This window comes from Izhakiella australiensis (assembly GCF_002006995.1).
In the GTDB taxonomy this organism is placed as follows: Bacteria; Pseudomonadota; Gammaproteobacteria; order Enterobacterales; family Enterobacteriaceae; genus Izhakiella; species Izhakiella australiensis.
Genome location: NZ_MRUL01000005.1, coordinates 75,896 through 93,082 on the forward strand (window position 1 = coordinate 75,896; position 17,187 = coordinate 93,082).

Here is a 17,187-nt window from a genome sequence, read left to right on the forward strand (position 1 = left end):
TCCCAGCGCTACTTTTCGCTGCGGCGCGACGGATGCAGGTAAAAATCAGAACTCAAAGCGGGCGCCGAGGTTATACCTTCTTCCTTCCAGCATTGCCGTCTGGTTATAAGAGGTCGTGTAAGTCGGATTCACATCAAACAGGTTGTAGATACCGGCCATCAGGGTGATGCTGCGGTTCAGATGGTAGCGCGCCCCCAGGTCGACCAGCGCATAGGCGTCCGTTGAGCTGGTTTTGCCAATATCCGGTGAATGACTGCGCCAGCTGGCTTTCGTCCACAGCTCAAGGTCATTGCGTGCATTCCAGCTAAGGGAAACATTCGCCATACTGCTTGGGAAATCACTCAGCGCATAACCCTTGTACTGACCGCTTTTTTGTTCGCTATGGGTGTAAGTATAATTGGCATTGGCCTTCAGAGAAGGGGTGACCTGCCAGTCACCGTTCAGCTCCAGACCGTAGATTTCCGCATCGCTGACGTTGAAATATTGGGAAACCTCTTTAGCGACATAGCCGTTGTACCGGCATTGCTGAGTCTCCGTCTCCGTACAGATGGTGTAGTCGCTGATTTTGTTTTTAAATTTGGTATGGAAGAGGGTGGCATCCAGAGCCAGCGCGTTTTGATGCCAGTACAAGCCCAGCTCAGTATTGATGCTCTGTTCCGGTTTCAGCTCATCGTTGCCAATGCCGATGGACGAATAGGGATAACTCCCATACACGCTGGTAAAGCCGCCGTTATTTTCGCGCAAATCCGGCTTCTTATAACCGGCAGATACGCCGCCTTTCAACGCCCAGTGTTCATCAATCGTCCAGTTCCCATAGAGCTTAGGCGTAAGGTGGTAGCCAAAATAGCTGTCATGATCGAGACGAGCCGACGTCGTGAGCATGAAGTCCGGTACGATCGTCCAGGCATCCTCGGCAAACAGCGCCCAGCCATTACGCGCAATCTTGCTGACCGGGGTTACCCCCGGGGCAACTTTGTCCTCAATGTCGAAGGTGTCATTCAGTTCATTACGGGTAAAGTTTGCTCCCAACGTCAGCTTGTGATCGCCCAGAGAGAAACTATTGGCGCTATTCGCTTCAAAATTGCGCTGCTCAATGAACTGCGGCGACATTTCAGGTACGCGGTATTCCGTGCGGGCTTTCTCATAGCTGACGAAATTTTTCACTTCAATCAGATCATCGCCGTACCAGGCATGTTGAGAAAGCGACACCGCGTCGCGGTCGAAACCCCAGTACCAGGGATTATGACTTTTGGTCTGATGGCCTCTTGTGGCATTCAGATCCCACAGTTGAGTATCGGTTGGCGACATAGAGATAGTGGCATCAAGGTTTCCTGACTGATGCTTAACGAAACGCTGTTTCGTCGGGCTATCATCATCGCGGCGATCGAGGTAATCAGCGCCGACGCTCACGCCAAGCTTGCCAGGCACCACCGGCCCCATCAGAAAGGCATTGATCTGATTGGTGTTGCCATACTCGCTTTTCTCCTGCAGGAAGTAATTATCTTCCAGCACCCCGGTCCATTTATCCAGGTTATAGGCTTTCTTAGTGATGACGTTGACTACGCCGCCGATCGCGTCAGAGCCGTACAGCGAAGACATTGGCCCCCGGATCACCTCAATGCGCTCAATGGCGGCCAGCGGCGGCATAAACGCCGCTTCAGTGCCCAGATGGTGGCCATAAGGGCGGGATTCGCGGGTACTCTGCTTAATACCGTTAACCATATATGAGGTATACGTAGAGTCCATTCCGCGCATCTGTATATCGCCGGTTGCCAGGCTGCCATGGCCGTTGCCTGCCAGCACGCCGGGCATCTCATGCAAGGCTTCGGTAATATTCTGGTTTGAACGGCTATTGAGTTCCTTCTCATCAACCACCGAGATTGTGGCCGGGGCTTCGCGTCGTTCCTGACTGAAACCCGTGGCGGTTACCACCATCTGCCCTTCGTTTGTTGACGGATTTTCTGCGGCGTAAACGCCAGCGGAAAGCGGAGTAAAGGCGAGTGCAATCGCCACGGCCAGGCGCGTTTTAATCGTCACGGAAAAGTCCTTAGAGTTTGGTTAAATCAATTTTGAGGACATAATCAGCTTTATTGTCTTTTTCATCCTGCTTGACGCTGGCATACAGCGTTCTGGCATCAGAAGAGAGCGCCAGGCTGTTAGGCATTGCGGCAGTTTTAATGGTGTGCTTCAGCGCATTGCGGTTCGCGTCAATAACGCTTATCAGCCGGGCGTTGCGGTGGGTAACATAAATTTCGTGGCGCGCGGCGTTATACAGTACGGCAACGGAGTTCGGCGAAGGAATACGCTGAATAAGCTTGCCGGAGTCCAGCTGCACCACCAGCACGTCACGGGTGTTGGTGTCAGCGATATAACCCACTCCGCTGGCGGTATTAAGGGCAATATTGAGAAAGTAGTGCTTAGGCTCAGCGGGATCGACTTTCACCCGTGACAGCGGTTGCGATGTTTTACCATCCAGAGTGATTAACTCCCCCCTGCCGCTCACGACATAAACCTTATCGCCGCGCGTATCAACCGCGAAGCCGACGGGGTCCATATCTTCAAGGGTATCAACCAACTGCTGTTTCTGCGTATCGACAACCCAGAGCAACCCTTTGCCCTTACCCGCCATGCCGGAGATATACAGGCGCTGATGCTTTTTATCCAGCACCACTTCACGGGCGTGGATGATATTTTGCGGCTTTGAGTTATCACTCAGCTGAATAGTTTTTACTACTTTATTGCTACGCGTATCCAGCAGGGTAACCGACCCGTCCAGCGCATTGCCCAAATATAAAATATGCTTTTCTTCATCCAGAGATACCGCAAAGGCCCGTCGTTCGGTTTTTATTTCCTTATTAATATTCAGGTTACTGGCAGCCAGCTGGAATACTAATCCGTCAGTTTTATCCTTATCAAATGAGGGGGCTGTTGCAACATAAAGAACCTGCTGACCATTATCATATGCCAGCTCGTAAGCCCCGCGCCCCAAGGGCTGCGACTGAAAATCTTTTTCCGTGAATTCCCTGGCAAATAGCGCGCTGGATTGAAATACAAATGAAAGAGCAAGCACCCCTGAGGCCATCTTTTTTATCATTGTTGTCATCATGTCATTTTTCTTTACAGTTATTCACTAAAAGAAAATGATAATAAATATTACTATCATTTGCAATTACACAACGTATCTCATTGGGGTATGTTTCAGAACATTCTTAATGTCAGTTATTAAAGGGATCTGCCCGCCAGAGATGTGAATAACCACGGTGAGAACATATTTTATGGTGTTATTTAGCGTAAGAAGTGAAGCGCGGATAATTGAAGCCAGAATGGAAAATTAACGGTGCAGTCAGACTGGTTTTTTAAGGGCAGCAAACGTTGCTGCCCGGTCAATTCAGAAGAGTGCGCGTACAACACCACCGTCAACGCGCAGTGCTGCGCCCGTAGTGCCGGCAGCCTGTTCAGAACAGACATAAACCACCATGTTTGCAATCTCTTCAGTCGTCGTGAATCGCTTTATGAGCGTGGTCGGACGCATTTTTTTCAGAAATGCCTGTTCCGCTTCTTCCTGCGTGGTCCCCTGCTCCTCGGCTGTTACTTTCATCCAGTTTGACAAAATTTCTGAGCGGGTGGGGCCGGGTAAAACAGCATTGACGGTGACGCCGGTACCGCCAGCCAGCTCGGCCAATCCTCTTGAGATGGCCAGCTGCGCCGTTTTTGTCATACCGTAATCGATCATCTCACTTGGGATCATGATCGCCGACTCGCTGCTGATAAACACAACTCGCCCCCAGCCACGATTCATCATTGCCGGGAGGTAATATCGGGCAGTACGAACGCCGCTCATTACATTCAGTTGAAACAGATCCAGCCACTCACTGTCCTGCTGCTCAAAGAAGCCATTGAGATGCGCAGTGCCAAGGTTGTTGATAAGAATATCGGTATCCTGCACCAGGCCGGTTAGTTTTGCGCTGCCTTCCGCTGTCGACAGGTCGGCAGCCACCCCGGAAAAATCACCATCCGGATTGCGGCTACGCAACGCCTGCAATGCAGAAGAAACCCGCTCTTCTCCACGCCCGTTGATGACGACAGAAGCGCCCGCAAGAGCAAGCCCCTCCGCAATGGCAAAACCAATGCCCGCTGTCGATCCGGTAACCAGCGCCCTGCGGCCTGTAAGTTCAATCTTCATCGCATTTGTCCTCTGTAATAGTGGGTCAGAATAGTCCCGCGTTTTAGCACCGGCGGCATATAGCCCCGCAGGCCATCCGTACTCAGGATCGGCATATCTGCCGCTTGCGGTCCTAACGATTAATGGTAGCCTCTGCCGCGCGGGCAAGGCATTCGACCCATTGCTGGTGATAGCGGTAAAGTCCGCCAGGATGTTGATGGCCGAGAACCTCAAGAAACCAGGGCCCCTGCTGTGTCTCTTCCGTCAGCACATGGCGCCCTTCACTGGTCGGGGTAATCACCCAGCCGTGGTAGGCAGTCGATGCGCTATCATCACCGTCAACGGTCGTGGCCCAGGCGAGTCGGCGCAAAGGCTCATATTCCGTGACGACAAGGCTCATCGGAAAACCAACGGTTACCCGGCTCATGATCGTACATAAGCTTATTTATCCTCTTTAAACAGATCCTGAAAAATCAGCGGCGCCCATTGTTTATATCGGGCCTGCACCAGCTGCCCCCCTTCAGCAATTTTCCCCAGGCTGACCGGGGAATAACCAAGCTGACTGACCAGTTCGCTGGCTGTTGTATTTGCGCCTTCATCGTCTCCTGAAACAAAAATAACCCGGCGCCTCCCGGAAATAACGGGAACCTGTGCGAGGATCGCTGCCGGCAGATGATTGAACGCTTTGACAAGGTGCGCCCCCGGCAGCGCCTTCGCCACTATTGCGGAAGAGGGCTGATTGTCGAGTTCGGACAGTGGGATACCCCAGGCATTTGTCACATCAATAACGATCTTGCCCTGCCATTCTTTTCTTGTTGCCGCGATATCTTTATGCGCCGGAAATGGAACGGCGAGGATAATGATGTCGGCGTCCAGCGCTGTTTGAAGGTGCAGCGGGTGGACATAGTCAGCGTATTTTTTTGTCGCGGATATCAGCGAATCCGGTCCGCGACGGTTTGCGATGCTGACGGGGATAGCGCTGCGGGCAAACTGGCTGGCCAGTGCCATACCGACACTGCCGCTGCCAATGATGGAATAGTTCATAACGGCTCCTTTAATGGATGACAAGTATTGCAGGCTGCCGCAGTACGGAATAACCAGCGGGCGTGCTGCTGGCAGACAAAATAATTAATTGGAACACATCTGAGAAGACAGTATATTTTGATACATCCCATCTGTTTTAGAGATACATGGTGTCGCCATGCTTGACGGTGTCTCACTCGATCAAATCAGAGCCTTTATTGCCGCGGTGGATGAAGGCAGCTTTTCTGCGGCTGGCCGTAAACTCCGGCGGGTTCAGTCAGCCGTTAGCAGCTTAATCAGCGGCCTGGAAAGCCAGACCGGCGTGGTACTGTTTAATCGCTCAGGCCGCTACCCTGAACTCACTCCGGAGGGGGTTCTGATGCTTGCAGATGCCCGAAATATTGTCTCCGGGGTGGACAAGCTGAAGGCAAGGGCGAAGCTTATGACCTCCGGGGTTGAAGCAGAGTTATCCATTGTGGTCGACGTGTTTTTTCCGACCGCAGTGATCAGTGCGGTGGTGAAATCCTTTGCCGTCCGGTTTCCGCTGACGCCGCTGCGCCTTTTCGTGGAAGCGCTGGGGGCAGCCTACCAACCTGTTCTGGATGGGCGCTGCAGCCTGGGTATCCTGCCCCCCTTACCGCAGACATTTCCGTCACTGACCAGTGAGCGGCTGGGCGAGCTGCCGCTGATTGCCGTCGCTTCGGCCTCCCACCCGCTGGCGGCGTTTACTCAGCGAATCCCAAGGGAGGAGCTTGCAAATCACGTGCAGCTGGTGCTGACGGACAGATCCAGCCTTTCAGCAGGTCGCGACTTTGCCGTCGCGTCTCCTGCGACCTGGCGTCTGGCAGACCTGTCGACTAAATATGCGTTTCTCAAAGATGGCGTCGGCTGGGGCGGCATGCCGCTGCACATGGTTGAACAAGACATCAATGCCGGAACGCTGGTCGTACTGGATGTGGATGACATGCCCCGCACGGGCTTTATGCTGACCATGTCTGCATTTTATCAACCCTCGCAGCCACCAGGCCCTGCGGGAAAATGGTTTGTCGATCAACTCAAGCAGCGATGGGCACAGCCCAATGTGGTGAAAATGCCAGGGCCTTATGATGATTGAGCGAAACAAAGCGGGCTGGCTTGTCGCCGTAACCGACAGTGCAGGAGAGCAAACTAACTCACCAGATGATACTTATCGATTTTTTTCAGCCCTGCGGCCAGCAGCAAACTGCCCAGCAGCGTGATAATAAACACCAGCGGAATATCCAGCCAGGGATGCTGGGTGTGATCTAAGTGGTGGGTGCGTATGAAGTGAATAAACAGCGCATGAAATCCGTAAATGGGCAGAGAATAGCGTGAAATAAGCGCCAGCCCCGGCAGCGACTGCGGCAGAACATTTTTGAACAATATAAACAGACTGCACGCGGCGATAAATACCAGCGGTCCGCAGTACAGATACCAGGTGTCGGCAAAGGCGCCATTTAGCGCGGTCTGGTTTTTTGTACCGAGGGCTATGCCTATGACGCAGGCGAAAAACAGCCAGCCAGCCAACCAGCTGTAGCTGGTTTTGGCACTGTTAAGCTCACCAAGCGCCCGGCCAAATAAGCCATAGAGCAGGTAATAAAAGGTATCGCCCCCGATATAAAGATTCAGCGGCAGCCAGTGTACAGACCCCAATGACTGACTGACGGTGTTAGGATTAGCAATAACCCCAAAGATAACGCCAATAATCAATAAGTAACGCGCATGAGTCGGCTTAACCTCAATCAGCGGCGACAGCAGATAGACCACCAGGATGGCGAAGAAAAACCACAGATGGTAAAACACCGGCTTCTGAAACAGATGCTGCAGCGAACGCCCTTCGCTAATAGGCGTCAGCCAGGTTATATAGGCCAGCGCAACGGCACTGTAAAACAGCAGACAGCAGACGATGCGGATAAAATGGCGTCGGCGGGCGCTACGCTCGCCAAAAAATAAGTAGCCGGAAATCATAAAAAACAGCGGCACGCAGACCCGTGATGCGGAATTTAACAGATTGGCGATCTCCCAGACGTGCTCGCTGGCTTTGGCGCCGCTGGTCAGGTACCAGGTCGTGGTATGGATCATAATGACCATCAGGCAGGCTACTGCGCGTAAATTATCAATCCAACCGACCTGTTGCGTCATGTTATCCTCAGGTTACAACCCCTTGCGTCAACGGATAGCCTGCCCTGGAAACAGCGCATCAACAATATTGCAGAGCACGATTCAGAGCATACTGAGCGCGATTTCGAGCCCATCCAGGCGATAAGTTTGCCTTTTTCGGCCATTATTGGCCTCAGAGGCATCCCCCTTTGGTAAACATCCCAGCCAAAGGGTATACTGGCGCACACTTTTTTAATCCACCCGTATCGCGTGCGAATTCAAGATGCAAAAGTTTGATACTAAAACCTTTCAGGGCCTGATCCTGACCTTGCAGGATTACTGGGCGCGCCAGGGCTGCACCATCGTCCAACCGCTGGATATGGAAGTCGGCGCAGGAACATCCCATCCCATGACCTGCCTGCGCGCACTCGGCCCGGAGCCGATCGCCGCAGCCTACGTGCAGCCTTCACGCCGTCCGACCGACGGGCGCTATGGCGAAAACCCAAACCGGTTACAGCACTATTATCAGTTCCAGGTGATTATTAAGCCATCGCCGGACAATATTCAGGAACTGTATCTTGGATCGCTGAAAGAGCTGGGTCTGGACCCCACCATCCACGATATTCGCTTCGTTGAGGATAACTGGGAAAACCCGACGCTGGGCGCCTGGGGCCTTGGCTGGGAAGTCTGGCTGAACGGCATGGAAGTGACGCAGTTTACCTACTTCCAGCAGGTTGGCGGCCTGGAGTGCAAACCGGTAACCGGTGAGATAACTTACGGCCTGGAACGGCTGGCAATGTACATCCAGGGCGTTGACAGCGTATACGATCTGGTCTGGAGCGACGGCCCGTTGGGTAAAACCACCTACGGCGACGTCTACCACCAAAATGAGGTTGAACAATCAACCTATAACTTCGAATACGCCGACGTCGATTTCCTCTTCACCTGCTTCGAGCAGTATGAAAAAGAGGCGCAGCAGCTACTGGCGCTGGAGAAACCGCTGCCCCTGCCGGCCTATGAACGCATTCTGAAAGCGGCACACAGTTTTAACCTGCTGGACGCGCGTAAAGCCATCTCCGTGACCGAACGCCAACGCTATATTTTGCGCATTCGTACCCTGACTAAAGCCGTGGCTGAAGCCTACTACGCCTCTCGCGAGGCGCTGGGCTTCCCGATGTGCAATAACAAGTAAGAGGCAGCCATGACTGAAAAAACTTTCCTGGTGGAAATCGGCACCGAAGAGCTGCCGCCGAAAGCACTACGTAATCTGGCCGAGTCATTTGCCGCCAACTTCACCGCCGAACTGGATGCCGCAGGCCTGGCGCACGGTGAAGTCAGCTGGTTCGCCGCACCGCGCCGTCTGGCACTTAAAGTCGCCGCGATGAGTGCCGCGCAACCGGACCGTGAAGTAGAAAAACGTGGTCCGGCCATCGCCGCCGCCTTTGATGGCGACGGTAAACCGACCAAAGCGGCCGAAGGCTGGGCGCGCGGCTGCGGCATTCGCGTTGATCAGGCTGAACGGATTAGCACTGACAAGGGCGAATGGCTGGTTTATCGCGCGGCGGTGAAGGGCGAGTCGGCACAGCGATTGCTGCCGGAGATGGTGAGTACCGCGCTGGCTAAGCTGCCGATCCCTAAGCTGATGCGCTGGGGAGACAGCGAGGTGCAGTTTGTCCGCCCGGTGCATACGGTTACCCTGCTGCTGGACAACGAGCTGATTCCGGCGACGATCCTTGGTGTCGCTTCAGACCGCGTCATCCGCGGACACCGCTTTATGGGTGAGCAAGAGTTTGCCATTGAGAATGCCAGCCAGTATCCGCTTCTGCTGCAACAACGCGGCAAGGTCATTGCTGACTTTGACGCCCGCAAAGCACAGATAAAAGCCGATGCCGAAGCGGCCGCCCGCCAGATCGGCGGCGTGGCCGATTTAAGTGACAGCCTGCTGGAAGAGGTCACCTCGTTGGTGGAATGGCCGGTAGTGCTGACGGCTAAATTTGAAGAAAAGTTTCTGGCGGTACCCGCCGAGGCGCTGGTTTATACCATGAAAGGCGACCAGAAATATTTCCCGGTTTACGACCAGCAAGGCAAGCTCCTACCGCATTTTATTTTTGTCGCCAATATTGCCTCTAAAGATCCCCAGCAAATTATCAGCGGTAACGAAAAAGTCGTTCGTCCGCGCCTGGCGGATGCGGAGTTCTTTTTTAATACCGACCGTAAAAAGCGCCTGGAAGATAACCTGCCGCGTCTGGAAACGGTGCTGTTCCAGAAGCAGCTCGGCACGCTGCGTGATAAAACCGATCGCATTCAGGCGCTGGCCGGCTGGGTCGCCGCTCAGATTGGTGCCGACGTTAACCACGCCACGCGCGCCGGACTGCTTTCCAAGTGCGATCTGATGACCAATATGGTGTTTGAGTTTACCGACACTCAGGGCGTAATGGGTATGCACTATGCCCGCCATGATGGCGAAGCGGAAGACGTCGCGGTAGCGCTAAACGAGCAGTATCAACCCCGTTTCGCCGGCGATGACCTGCCCTCTAATCCGGTAGCTTGTGCCCTTGCAGTGGCGGATAAAATGGATACCCTGGCTGGGATCTTCGGCATTGGTCAGCATCCAAAAGGCGATAAAGACCCGTTCGCGCTGCGTCGTGCCGCGCTGGGCGTGCTGCGTATTATCGTTGAAAAAAATCTGCCTTTGGATCTGCAAACGCTGACGGAACAGGCGGTGCGCCTGTACGGTGATAAGCTGACCAATAAAAACGCGGTGGATGAGGTTATCGATTTCATGCTGGGTCGCTTCCGCAGCTGGTATCAGGAAGAGGGGCACAGTGTCGACACCATCCAGGCCGTACTGGCCCGCCGCCCTACCCGGCCGGCGGACTTTGATGCGCGGATGAAAGCGGTGTCGCATTTCCGCACTCTTGATGCAGCACAAGCGCTGGCAGCAGCAAACAAGCGCGTTTCCAACATCCTGGCTAAAGCGACTGACCCGCTGAATGAAGAAGTGCAGGCTTCACTGCTTAAAGAAAACGCAGAGATAAAGCTCGCAACCTACGTGGCAGCGTTGAGCAGCAAGCTTGAGCCGCTGTTTATCGAAGGCCGTTATCAGGAAGCGCTCAACGAGCTGGCCCAGCTGCGGGAAGCGGTTGATAACTTCTTTGATAACGTAATGGTTAATGCTGAAGATGCGGCGGTCAGGCTCAATCGTCTTACGCTGCTGGCTAAGCTGCGCGAGCTTTTCCTGCAGGTTGCAGATATTTCGCTGCTGCAATAATCATCGCTGGCTGCTAAATGCAAAAAACCCCACGCGCAGTCGGCTGGGGTTTTTTTATTCTTTCTTTACCACAATGGGCTTTACGCTATTTATCTGACAAGGCCTCGGCCGCCAGATGAAGTAATAACAAACTAATTTACCAGCTGCTTATATAACAAAGGATTGGTATGCAGTAGCTGCAACAGTTTCTGCGCCGAACCCGATGGCCGGGCAGTCTGTGATTCCCAGCGCTTCACTGAGGCAACGCTCACGCCCAGCGCCAGAGCAAACTCATTAACTTCCATGCCGCTAATTTCCCGGATCTTTTTGGGTTCCGGCAGCGCCGTTTCACGATCAATGCTCGGTAACGCTTTCTGATTACCGCTAAGGACAATCTGCTCAAGACTACTTAGCAGCTCTGCAATTGGTTCTCTCGTTTCCACACGGTACTCCTCAATAAAACTCACATAAGTGAACAGCCAGAGGAAAGACCTAAGACAGGTCCAGATAATACTGGTCGGGATCGTGCACGGAAGCTTGCCAGAACAGGCAGTGCAAGGATGAACGCCAGGGTTTAATTATTAGCCTGAAACCGGGATCTTGCGCCAATTTTTTTATGCTTTTTTTCCCTTTTAAAGCAACCCTATGAATCAGTGAGTATTTACGCTCATCAGCATTCAAGTAATATCTCTCCTGGATGGCAACCCGGAAAAAAGTCGCGCCTGGACGGTCATGGTGCAAGGCGATCGGGCAGGCAGATTAAGGCGTAAAAGCCATTAAAGATGAAGGGGACAGACCGGCATACTCTGTCTGCAAACGGGTATTTATGCTTTCTGCGAATCAATCTTTTGCTTATTGTCATCCTTAACAAGTACATAAAACTATATGTCTGTTATTGGTTGATATTTAAAATAAAAAAAATCAATGTTAATTTTTATTTACATAACCTTAATCATTTATTTAAAAAAAATTAATAGTGTGATAAGAAATATCTTACCGCATATAACAGGAAAATAAGATGAACAAACTGGTTATTGGTGTCGTTGCCGCCTTGCTGCTTGCAGGCTGTAGTTCTACCGGGGGCGAGGATAAATTCAGCCAGCGTTATATCAGCAGTCACGTCATTGCCGATAAAACCACTCAGGCTGAGGTTCAGGCGCTGTATGGCGTGCCTGATTCGCAGCGTTCGAATTCCGACGGCTCATCGCGCTGGACATATGATAAGGGTGGTAATCTGAGGACGGCATCAGGCATTGCCGGCTATATTCCCGGCGCCGGGGCAATATCAAGCGCGTTGGGCATGACCCAAAGCGCAAACGATGCGGCGGATAGCGCGTCATCAGCCTCCAACAAACTTACCGGAAATACCGAACATCACGGCGACACCCTTGATATTTATTTTAATAAAAATAAAGTGGTTACCTCCTGGTCGCTTTAATACTTTAGCGGTGTTATCGCAACAGGATGCAACAGCATCCTGTTGCCGCTACGGATAAACATCCTGCTATAACCCCTTATTTTTACACGCAATGTCTCTATCCTGTGTCAGCACGGACGGTGATTGATGCGGCATTCCCGCTGTTAATTTAATGCGCTTTCGTCTATTCTTTCGGCAAGTTTTATCCACGAATCAAACTGATAGTTTAAACAGGAGTATTCATGAAGACGGGAATCTCACGCTTACATTCAGCGTTCTGGTTGCCACTGCTGGTCCTGGTTTCGACGGCAATACTCAGCGGATGTGGTGACAAAGCCGCCGACCAACGCAAAGCTTTCATTGATTTTCTGCAAAACACCGTGATGCGCAGCGGTGAGCGGATCCCGGCGTTAAGTGAAGATCAAAAGCAAAAATTTGGTCCTTATGTTAATGACTACGCCATTTTGTACGGTTTCGCCCAGCAGGTCAGTCGTGCGAAGCAGGACGGTATTCAGCCGGTTGTTTCAGAGTTAACCGCTATCCGCATGCCGCAGGATTACATCACGCACCGCGACAGCTTGCGTCAGGCCAGCGGCTCGCTGGGGGTGCTGACTCAACAGCTACAGGCGGCAAAAAGCCAGGCGGATAACAGCAAAGCAGGCTTGAAGCAGCCGGAAGATCTCAAGCCGGTTTACGATAAAGCTTACGCCCAGGTGGTCACGCAGCCAGCCAGTCAGCTGTTACCGGTGCTGCCCGCATTGCAGACTCTTAGCCAGAGCGCGGTTCAGGCTGGCGATTTTCTGCAACAGCAGGGAGGCAACGTCACTATTAATGGCGTGAGCGTCCAGTTCACCAGTCAGCAGCAGGCCGACACGTATAACAGTTTGATGAATGCGCTGGCACAAAACAGTCAGGCGCTGAACCAGGCGCAAAAACTGCTGCAATAATCACGCTCACGGACCGGGTTGGCGCACGTCGACCCGGCTTTTTATCCCACCTTTGCGACCGCGTAAAACCGTAATTCAGTTACGACTTCCAACCTGGCTGGCCGCACGCAGGACAAAGTGTGATCGGACGCATTTTTGTACGAAAATACTTTGTGATATACATCACAATATAAAAACAAACAGCCAACAACAATTAGTGATCTACATCACATAAATAACTCTTACATGCACTAATTATCGCCAGTGTTGTTTTTTTACACGCTGTTTATGTGACGTAAATCACTAAATACCCACCACACCCCCACAGCATTTAGTGACATGAATCACAGTTTGGCCCAGGTACTACGCAGTGACATATTCGCGTGATAGAGTCCGCGTGCATACAGTAATACCGACGGTTTCCACTGTGTAAGACTCTAACAAAAATCACGCGCTCTCTTATTTGTCAGCGCGTACCAATAAGGGGTGTGTTTATGTCCTCATCAGTCAAGGTCAAAGTTCAGAGCTTTGGCCGTTTTCTGAGTAACATGGTGATGCCTAACATCGGCGCGTTCATCGCCTGGGGTATCATTACTGCGCTGTTTATCCCGACGGGATGGACGCCAAACGAAACGCTGGCCAAGCTGGTCGGCCCGATGATCACCTACCTGCTGCCGCTGTTAATCGGTTATACCGGTGGCCGGCTGGTCGGCGGCGATCGCGGCGGCGTAGTCGGTGCAATTACCACCATGGGCGTAATTGCTGGTGCGGACATGCCAATGTTCCTCGGCTCAATGATTGCCGGCCCGCTGGGCGGCTGGGCAATTAAAACCTTCGATCGCCAGATTGACGGTAAAATCAAAAGCGGCTTCGAAATGCTGGTTAACAACTTCTCTGCCGGTATCATCGGCATGCTGTTGGCGATCCTTGCATTTCTTGCCATCGGTCCGTTGGTAGAAGGCCTGTCGCATATCCTGGCCACCGGCGTTAACCTGATGGTTAAAAACAACCTGCTGCCGCTCACCTCCGTCTTTGTTGAACCGGCAAAAATTCTGTTCCTGAACAACGCCATCAACCACGGAATTTTCTCGCCGCTGGGCATTCAGCAGGCCAGTGCGGAAGGTAAATCTATTTTCTTCCTGATCGAGGCCAACCCAGGTCCGGGCATGGGCGTGCTGATGGCGTATATGTTCTTTGGCCGCGGCAACGCTAAGCAATCTGCGCCGGGTGCGGCTATCATCCACTTCCTCGGCGGTATTCACGAAATCTATTTCCCGTACGTCCTGATGAGCCCGCGCCTGCTGATCGCGGTTATCCTTGGCGGCATGACCGGCGTGTTCACGCTGTCAGTTCTGCACGGCGGTTTGGTTTCTCCGGCATCTCCGGGGTCCATTCTTGCCGTGTTGGCGATGACGCCTAAAGGCGCCTACTTCGCTAACATCGCAGCGATAGTTGCAGCCTTTGCCGTCTCCTTTGTGGTTTCAGCCATCCTGCTGAAAACCAGCAAAGTCAAAGAAGATGATGACATTGAAGCCGCTACACGCCGCGTGCAGGATATGAAAGCGCAGTCTAAAGGTCAGTCATCAACGACCAGCGCTGCGTCCGGTACCAACGTCCAGGATGCCGATCTTAGCCACGTACGTAAAATCATCGTTGCTTGCGATGCCGGAATGGGCTCCAGCGCAATGGGTGCCGGCGTACTGCGTAAGAAAGTAAATGACGCTGGTCTGAGCAACATCTCGGTAACCAACACCGCAATTAATGCTCTGCCAGGTGACGTGGATTTGGTTATCACCCACCGCGATCTGACCGAGCGCGCGATTCGCCAGGCGCCACACGCACAGCACATCTCGCTGAGTAACTTTCTCGACAGCGCGCTGTACAGCGATCTTACCGCCCGCCTGGTGGACGCAAATCGTTCCGAGTCTCATCGTGAGAAAGTTGGCGAAACGCTGGCTGATAGCTTTGATAACAGCGGCGAAAATCTGTTTAAGCTCAGCGCGAGTAACGTATTCCTCGGTCTGACAGCCAGCGATAAAGAACAGGCTATACGTTTTGCCGGCGAGCAACTGGTAAAAGGCGGCTACGTTCAGCCGGAATATGTTGAGGCAATGCTGGAGCGTGAAAAATTAACGCCAACATATCTGGGCGAGTCTATTGCAGTACCGCACGGTACGGTTGAAGCAAAAGATCGCGTGCTGAAAACCGGCGTGGTGTTCTGTCAGTATCCGGCAGGCGTTCGCTTCGGCGAAGAAGACGATGATATCGCCCGCCTGGTCATCGGTATCGCGGCTCGCAACAACGAGCATATACAGGTAATCACCAGCCTTACCAATGCGCTCGATGATGAGAGCGTCATTGAGAAGCTGGCAAATACCACCAGTGTCGATGAAGTAGTGGAAATTCTATCCGGAACACACACTGCATAATCGGAGGGGCCGGCTTACCCGGCCCCTTTTTATTTACGGGTTATTTGTAAAGGTAGCGTTATGAAAGCATTACATTTTGGCGCGGGTAATATTGGCCGCGGCTTCATTGGCAAACTGCTGGCTGATGCCGGAATTGAGCTCACTTTCGCCGACGTTAATCAGGCGGTGCTGGATGCGCTGAATGCACGCAAAGAGTATCCGGTACACGTGGTTGGCGAGCAGGCACTGGTAGAGATTGTCAAAGGCGTTGACGCCATTAATAGCACCAGCGAAGAAGTTATCAGCAAAATTGCCCAGGTTGATATCGTTACCACGGCGGTTGGTCCGCAAATTCTGGAACGTATCGCTCCGGGAATTGCTAAAGGGCTGGCCAAACGCAGTGATAGCGGTAATTCCCGTCCTCTGAATATTATCGCCTGTGAAAATATGGTTCGCGGCACCAGCCAGCTAAAAGTACAGGTGCTCAACGCGCTGCCCGCGCAGTATCATGACTGGGTTGAAGCGCACGTCGGCTTTGTTGACTCGGCGGTCGATCGTATCGTGCCGCCGTCCGAATCCGCCAGCAACGATCCCCTGGAGGTGACGGTAGAAACCTTCAGCGAATGGATTGTTGATAAAACGCAGTTTAAGGGCCAGCTGCCGCAGATCCCCGGCATGGAGCTCACTGATAATCTGATGGCGTTCGTCGAACGTAAGCTTTTTACCCTCAATACCGGCCACGCAATCACGGCCTACCTTGGGCAGCTCAACGGCCATAAGACTATTCGTGATGCAATTCTGGATGGCAAAGTGCGCGCTATCGTCAAAGGCGCGATGGAAGAAAGCGGGGCCGTGCTGATCAAACGTTATGGCTTCGATCCCGCGAAGCACGCCGCCTATATCAACAAAATCCTCGGTCGTTTTGAAAACCCCTATCTTAAAGATGACGTTGAGCGCGTTGGCCGTCAGCCACTGCGGAAACTTAGCGCCGGGGATCGTTTGATCAAACCAACGTTGGGTACGCTGGAGTATCATCTGCCGCATCCTAACCTGGTAACGGGTATTGCCGCAGCGATGCATTATCACAGCGACCAGGACCCACAGGCGCAGGAGCTGGCCGCGTTACTGGCGGAAAAAGGCCCGCAGGATGCGCTGGCGCAGGTTTCTGGTCTGGACAGCAAAAGCGAGGTCGTTGCTGACGTAGTGAAGGCTTACAACGCTATTAAGTAATGTCGCCTCTCCTGACCTATCAGGTAAAAAGCAAAGGGCTCCGTCAATCGGCGCCCTCCTTGGTTATGCAAAAGTTACGGGCAGTTATGGAACAACCCCAGGCATTTGAAAATCAGGTTCTTGAACGCCTTAATGCCGGCCGAACAGTGCGAAGTTTTTTGATCGCCACCGTCGAATTACTGGCGGAAGCAGTCAATATGCTAGTCATAAAGGTGTTTCGCAAAGACGACTATGCGGTGAAATATGCCGTCGAACCGCTTTTGCTGGGAAGTGGCCCTCTCGGCGAACTATCAGTGCGACTGAAGCTAATTTATGGCCTCGGTATTATCAGTCGTCATGAATACGAAGACTGCGAGCTGCTGATGGCGTTGCGGGAAGAGATGAATCACGATGGCAGCGAATATCGCTTTACCGATGACGAAATTATCGGGCCATTCGCTGAGCTGCACTGCGTGAGTACATTGCCGCCCCGCCCGCATCTGGCAGGAGAAGACGCAGAATTACAGGCAATGCAGCAGCAGCGCTATCAGCAAATGGTGCGCTCAACCATGGTGCTCTCGCTGACCGAACTGATCGCCCGTATAAGTATGAAAAAAGCCTTCCAGAAATAGACGGTTTTCCCCGAATATCTCCCTTTAGTGTATCCTTAGCCG

15 protein-coding genes are annotated in these 17,187 nt (G+C 52.7%); 8 read left to right on the top strand and 7 right to left on the bottom strand.

Translation table 11 applies throughout. From position 1 onward, the window contains the following. Positions 1-45: 45 nt before the first annotated feature. The 5 genes from BTJ39_RS09650 to BTJ39_RS09670 all read right to left on the bottom strand — a co-directional run bounded on the left by BTJ39_RS09650 (position 46) and on the right by BTJ39_RS09670 (position 5,230). Positions 46-2,037: a TonB-dependent receptor domain-containing protein gene (locus tag BTJ39_RS09650; protein WP_078002479.1), complete on the bottom strand. Its 1,992-nt coding sequence runs from the start codon at positions 2,035-2,037 to the stop codon at positions 46-48. 10 nt (positions 2,038-2,047) lie between these two features. Continuing rightward, positions 2,048-3,082, bottom strand: a complete 1,035-nt coding sequence (yncE, locus tag BTJ39_RS09655) for a 7-bladed beta-propeller protein YncE (RefSeq protein ID WP_241825900.1) — start codon at positions 3,080-3,082, stop codon at positions 2,048-2,050. A 306-nt stretch (positions 3,083-3,388) separates the two neighbouring features. Further along, on the bottom strand, positions 3,389-4,183 hold the full coding sequence (locus tag BTJ39_RS09660) for an SDR family NAD(P)-dependent oxidoreductase (protein ID WP_078002481.1): 795 nt from the start codon (positions 4,181-4,183) through the stop codon (positions 3,389-3,391). A 112-nt stretch (positions 4,184-4,295) separates the two neighbouring features. Further along, a complete protein-coding gene (locus BTJ39_RS09665; protein ID WP_198412942.1) occupies positions 4,296-4,562 on the bottom strand; it encodes an SRPBCC family protein in 267 nt (88 codons plus the stop codon). Positions 4,563-4,603: 41 nt separating this feature from the next. Then, positions 4,604-5,230, bottom strand: a complete 627-nt coding sequence (locus BTJ39_RS09670; RefSeq protein ID WP_422386033.1) for an NADPH-dependent F420 reductase — start codon at positions 5,228-5,230, stop codon at positions 4,604-4,606. A gap of 133 nt (positions 5,231-5,363) precedes the next feature. Here BTJ39_RS09670 and BTJ39_RS09675 point away from each other — a divergent pair, with 133 nt between their 5' ends. Further along, complete coding sequence (locus tag BTJ39_RS09675) at positions 5,364-6,299, top strand: LysR family transcriptional regulator (protein WP_078002483.1); 936 nt, start codon at positions 5,364-5,366, stop codon at positions 6,297-6,299. Positions 6,300-6,352: 53 nt separating this feature from the next. On the opposite strand, the gene BTJ39_RS09680 is transcribed toward BTJ39_RS09675, so the two are convergent. After that, a complete protein-coding gene (locus BTJ39_RS09680; RefSeq protein WP_078002484.1) occupies positions 6,353-7,345 on the bottom strand; it encodes an acyltransferase in 993 nt (330 codons plus the stop codon). A 241-nt stretch (positions 7,346-7,586) separates the two neighbouring features. On the opposite strand from BTJ39_RS09680, the gene glyQ reads away from it, so the two are divergent. Both glyQ and glyS read left to right on the top strand, forming a co-directional pair. Further along, positions 7,587-8,495, top strand: coding sequence for a glycine--tRNA ligase subunit alpha (glyQ, locus tag BTJ39_RS09685; protein WP_078002485.1), 909 nt, complete (start codon positions 7,587-7,589; stop codon positions 8,493-8,495). 9 nt (positions 8,496-8,504) lie between these two features. After that, positions 8,505-10,574: a glycine--tRNA ligase subunit beta gene (glyS, locus tag BTJ39_RS09690; protein WP_078002486.1), complete on the top strand. Its 2,070-nt coding sequence runs from the start codon at positions 8,505-8,507 to the stop codon at positions 10,572-10,574. A gap of 131 nt (positions 10,575-10,705) precedes the next feature. Here glyS and BTJ39_RS09695 read toward each other — a convergent pair whose 3' ends face one another. Next, a complete protein-coding gene (locus BTJ39_RS09695; protein ID WP_078002487.1) occupies positions 10,706-10,996 on the bottom strand; it encodes a helix-turn-helix domain-containing protein in 291 nt (96 codons plus the stop codon). A 575-nt stretch (positions 10,997-11,571) separates the two neighbouring features. Here BTJ39_RS09695 and BTJ39_RS09705 point away from each other — a divergent pair. The 5 genes from BTJ39_RS09705 to BTJ39_RS09725 all read left to right on the top strand — a co-directional run bounded on the left by BTJ39_RS09705 (position 11,572) and on the right by BTJ39_RS09725 (position 17,145). Then, a complete protein-coding gene (locus tag BTJ39_RS09705) occupies positions 11,572-11,991 on the top strand; it encodes a hypothetical protein (protein WP_078002489.1) in 420 nt (139 codons plus the stop codon). 221 nt (positions 11,992-12,212) lie between these two features. Beyond that, positions 12,213-12,917 carry a DUF3053 domain-containing protein gene (locus BTJ39_RS09710; RefSeq protein ID WP_078002490.1) on the top strand — a complete coding sequence of 235 codons (705 nt, stop codon included), beginning with the start codon at positions 12,213-12,215 and terminating at the stop codon, positions 12,915-12,917. A 473-nt stretch (positions 12,918-13,390) separates the two neighbouring features. Beyond that, the gene (locus BTJ39_RS09715; RefSeq protein ID WP_078002491.1) at positions 13,391-15,325 is read left to right on the top strand and encodes a PTS mannitol transporter subunit IICBA; all 1,935 of its coding nucleotides are present in this window, start codon (positions 13,391-13,393) and stop codon (positions 15,323-15,325) included. A 60-nt stretch (positions 15,326-15,385) separates the two neighbouring features. Then, positions 15,386-16,534 carry a mannitol-1-phosphate 5-dehydrogenase gene (mtlD, locus tag BTJ39_RS09720; RefSeq protein ID WP_078002492.1) on the top strand — a complete coding sequence of 383 codons (1,149 nt, stop codon included), beginning with the start codon at positions 15,386-15,388 and terminating at the stop codon, positions 16,532-16,534. Positions 16,535-16,599: 65 nt separating this feature from the next. Beyond that, the gene (locus BTJ39_RS09725) at positions 16,600-17,145 is read left to right on the top strand and encodes an MltR family transcriptional regulator (protein ID WP_096777717.1); all 546 of its coding nucleotides are present in this window, start codon (positions 16,600-16,602) and stop codon (positions 17,143-17,145) included. Positions 17,146-17,187 lie beyond the last annotated feature (42 nt).

Coding starts and splice junctions, on each gene's coding strand:
- BTJ39_RS09675 (WP_078002483.1), top strand. CDS start 5,364: ATGCTTGACGGTGTCTCACTCGATCAAATCAGAGCCTTTATTGCCGCG.
- yncE (WP_241825900.1), bottom strand. CDS start 3,082: ATGGCCTCAGGGGTGCTTGCTCTTTCATTTGTATTTCAATCCAGCGCG.
- BTJ39_RS09680 (WP_078002484.1), bottom strand. CDS start 7,345: ATGACGCAACAGGTCGGTTGGATTGATAATTTACGCGCAGTAGCCTGC.
- BTJ39_RS09725 (WP_096777717.1), top strand. CDS start 16,600: ATGCAAAAGTTACGGGCAGTTATGGAACAACCCCAGGCATTTGAAAAT.
- glyQ (WP_078002485.1), top strand. CDS start 7,587: ATGCAAAAGTTTGATACTAAAACCTTTCAGGGCCTGATCCTGACCTTG.
- BTJ39_RS09710 (WP_078002490.1), top strand. CDS start 12,213: ATGAAGACGGGAATCTCACGCTTACATTCAGCGTTCTGGTTGCCACTG.
- BTJ39_RS09660 (WP_078002481.1), bottom strand. CDS start 4,183: ATGAAGATTGAACTTACAGGCCGCAGGGCGCTGGTTACCGGATCGACA.
- BTJ39_RS09705 (WP_078002489.1), top strand. CDS start 11,572: ATGAACAAACTGGTTATTGGTGTCGTTGCCGCCTTGCTGCTTGCAGGC.
- BTJ39_RS09715 (WP_078002491.1), top strand. CDS start 13,391: ATGTCCTCATCAGTCAAGGTCAAAGTTCAGAGCTTTGGCCGTTTTCTG.
- mtlD (WP_078002492.1), top strand. CDS start 15,386: ATGAAAGCATTACATTTTGGCGCGGGTAATATTGGCCGCGGCTTCATT.
- glyS (WP_078002486.1), top strand. CDS start 8,505: ATGACTGAAAAAACTTTCCTGGTGGAAATCGGCACCGAAGAGCTGCCG.
- BTJ39_RS09665 (WP_198412942.1), bottom strand. CDS start 4,562: ATGAGCCTTGTCGTCACGGAATATGAGCCTTTGCGCCGACTCGCCTGG.